2 protein-coding genes and 1 pseudogene are annotated in these 3533 nt (G+C 69.9%); all 3 read left to right on the plus strand.

What is annotated here, in order from left to right; all coding sequences use genetic code 11:
• The first annotated feature begins 179 nt into the window (after positions 1–179).
• Complete coding sequence (locus ACWD5Q_RS35200; RefSeq protein ID WP_451431138.1) at positions 180–1394, plus strand: MFS transporter; 1215 nt, start codon at positions 180–182, stop codon at positions 1392–1394.
• 110 nt (positions 1395–1504) lie between these two features.
• Positions 1505–2667: pseudogene (locus ACWD5Q_RS35205) on the plus strand (ISAzo13 family transposase); the annotation flags it as partial.
• 108 nt (positions 2668–2775) lie between these two features.
• A complete protein-coding gene (locus ACWD5Q_RS35210; RefSeq protein WP_451431139.1) occupies positions 2776–3423 on the plus strand; it encodes a PadR family transcriptional regulator in 648 nt (215 codons plus the stop codon).
• The last annotated feature ends 110 nt before the right edge of the window (positions 3424–3533 follow it).

Consider the following 3533-nt stretch of genomic DNA (forward strand, 5'->3'; position numbering starts at 1 on the left):
CGGACCTCATCCATCTCCTCGGGTGTCATACCCGATACAAGATCACACGCTACCGATCAGACGGCAGTTGGGCTACCTAACGAAGCCCTACTAGATCCCTGGCCATAAAAATTCATTATATCGGCTCCCATCATATGGCCACTTCCTATTGCCAGATGGTGGGAGCTAGCGTCACGCGGGTGACTCGATACCGACAGGTGCTCGCCGTGCCCGGGATGGCGTCGCTGCTGGGCGTCTCGCTGCTCGCCCGCACCGCGATCACGGCCTCCGGGATGGCGCTGACGATGTACGTCGTTCTGGGCCTGGACATGAGCTACGCGGCAGCGGGAGGAGCCGCGGGGGCCATGACCACCGGTCTGGCGCTGGGCGGTCCGCTGCTGGGCCGCATGATCGACCGGCGGGGCGCGCGTGTCGTGCTGCTGATCACCGTCGTGGTTCAGGTCGCGTGTTGGCTGAGCGTCGCGGTACTGCCGTACACGACCCTGCTGGCCGCCGCCTTCGTAGCAGGTCTGCTAATGGTGCCGGCCCCGATGGTGACCAGGCAGGCGATCGCCGCGATGACGAAGGCGGGGCAGCGCCGGGCCGCCTTCGCGCTGGAAGCGGTACAGGGCGAGCTGTCCTACATGGTGGGCCCGCCGATCGTGATCCTCTGCGCGGCACAACTGGCCTCCGGCGTGGTGGCCTGGGGCGTCGGCGCTGCGATCGTGGCGGGCGGAGCGGGGATCGCCCTGCTCAACCCCCCGCTGCGGGCCGAGGACGAGGCGCCGGCCGACCCAGCCGACCGCCCCCGTCGCCGGGAGTGGCTGGGCCCGAGAATGATCGCGGTGCTGGTGATGGCGTTCGGCGCCACGATCGTGCTCAACGGTACCGACCTGGCCATCGTGGCCACTCTCAAGGAAGCCGGCCAGGTCTCCTGGGCCGCCGTCGTGGTGGCCGTGTACGGCGCGGCCTCCATCGCCGGCGGGCTTCTGTACGGCGCGCTCCCGCGACCGCTGCCCACCTGGCTGCTGCTCGGCCTGCTCGGGCTGGTAACCATTCCCGCCGGACTGGCCCACGACTGGCGCTGGTTGTGTGTGGCAGGCTGCGGCGCGGGGCTGCTTGCCGCACCGACTCTTTCCGTGTTGTCCGACGCCGTGAGCCGGCTCGCACCCGCGAGCGTGCGCGGTGAGGCGACAGGCTTGCAGTCCTCGGCGCTGAGCGCGGGCTTCGCCCTCGGCGTCCCGATCGTCGGCGGGGCGATCGACACGTTCGGACCGGCAGGCGGCTTCGCGGCGGCCGGCCTGGCCGGCCTCGCCGCCGCGCTGATGGGATGGCTGCTGTCTGGGCGCTCACCCGTCCGGACGCGGTCGGTGCGCAGCGATCCCAGCTTCATCGGGGCCTCGGACGCGCGATGATCTGCCTGCCGTCCAGTGGCTGAGCCTGCTCGGGCCATGCCCGGCGTTGCACGCCTCCACGACATGGCCCTCACGGGATAACCCCAACTCCGCGCCAGAGGCGTCTGCTGATGGGAGCGGAGGCCCGGTCGATCGGCCATGGCGGGATCAGGCTGGTCGCCCGCGCCGCCGGTGTGCGCGAGGCAACCGTGTCGTCGGGAGCACGCGAACTGGCCTCCGGGGAGGCGCCGTTGGGGCGTGTGCACCGATCAGGTGGAGGCCGCAAGCGCGTCGCCGACCTGAACCCCGCGCTGCGGAGCGCACTGCTGGCGTTGGTCGAGCCCGACATGCGCGGGGACCCGATGTCGCCGCTGCGCTGGACCATCAAGTCCACCCGCATTCTTGCCGTGGAGCTGACTCGCCAGGGCCACCGGATCTCTGCGGACACGGTCGGTGACCTGCTGCGCGAGGAGGGCTTCAGCCTGCAGGGCAACGTCGAGACCGTCGAAGGCAGGCAACACCTGGACCGGGACGGGCAGTTCCGTTGCCTCAACGAGCAGGTCAAGACCTTCCAGGCGGCCGGGGACCCGGTGGTCAGCGTGGACTCGAAGAAGAAGGAACTGGTCGGGCAGTACAAGAACGCCGGCCGCGAGTGGCATCCCAAGGGCGCTTCCGTCCAGGTCAGCACCCACGACTTCCCCGACAAGGAACTCGGCAAGGCGATCCCCTACGGCATCTGCGACCTGACGGCGAATACCGGCTGGGCCAAGGTCGGCACGGACCACGACACCGCCGCCTTCGCCGGCGAGTCCATCCGCCGCTGGTGGCGCGGGGCGGGTCGAGCCGCCTACCCCGGCGCCCGGCGGCTACTGATCACCGCGGATGCGGGCGGCTCCAACGGCTACCGCACCCGCGCATGGAAAGCCGAACTCGCGGCGCTGGCGTTGGAGACGGGCCTGGAGATCACCGTGTGCCACTTTCCGCCAGGAACGTGCCAGGAACGTCGAAGTGGAACCGGATCGAGCGCCGGCTGTTCTCCCCTATCACGATGAACTGGCGCGGCAGGCCGCTGACCAGTCACGAGGTCATCATCAACAGCATCGCCGCAACCACCACCCGCACCGGCCTGACCGTCCAAGCCGAACTCGACACCTCCGCCCACGACACCGGAGTCCGCGTCAGCGACAAACAGATGGACGCCCTGCCCCTGACCCGCCACGACTGGCACGGCGACTGTAACTACACCCTGAGGTCCCAGGTGTATGCGACGGTCCCCGTCGCCGTCCCCGACCCGTTCGATCGCACGGGACACCCTCCACAGGGCCAGGGGTCTTGTCATACGCAGACTTCCGATATATCGTTGACGCATCGCGACAGATCAACGATGGATGGAGTGATGGCGATGCATTCCCGTGGACAGGACTTCGGATACGAACGGCACGGACACCACGGCGGCCCCGGTCATCGGGGTCGGGGCGGCTTCGACATGCGGCGCGCGGCCTTCGGGCCCTTCGGGCCGGGTGGTCCCGGCGGCCCCGGATTCGGCGGACCCGGCTTCTTCGGGCCGGGTGGCCCCTGGGGTGGACGCGGCCGGGGCGGACCGCGCGGCAGGGCGCGGCGCGGTGACGTGCGGGCCTCGATTCTGGCCCTTCTCAAGGACCGGCCCATGCACGGCTACGAGATGATCCAGGAGATCGCCGAGCGCAGCGGCGGGGCGTGGAAGCCCAGCCCGGGCTCGGTCTACCCCACCCTCCAACTGCTGGAGGACGAGGGGCTGATCGCCAGCGAGAGCGAGGGCGGCAAGAAGCTCTTCTCGCTCACCGAGGCGGGGCGCGCCGCGGCCGACGAGGGCCCGGACGCTCCGTGGGAGGAGGCCTCGCGCGGTGTCGACTGGGAGGCTCTGCATGAGATCCGGCAGGCCGGCTTCGGTCTGATGGAGGCCTTCGGCCAGGTCTGGAAGACCGGCAGCAAGGAACAGCGCGAAAAGGCCCTCGCGGTCATCAACGAGGCCCGCAAGAAGCTGTATCTGATCCTCGCCGACGAGAGCTGACGGCACGGCGGATCACAGTCCGGCCAGGCGCCCGGCGGCACCCGGACCCGCCCGCCGCCTCGGCTACAGCACCCGCCAGATCGAGCGCCAGCTCCTCGCCGAGCTGGGCG

This window comes from Streptomyces sp. NPDC002513 (assembly GCF_053595355.1).

Excerpts from the sequence above, each read along its gene's own strand:
- ACWD5Q_RS35210 (WP_451431139.1), top strand. The coding sequence starts at position 2,776 with ATGCATTCCCGTGGACAGGACTTCGGATACGAACGGCACGGACACCAC.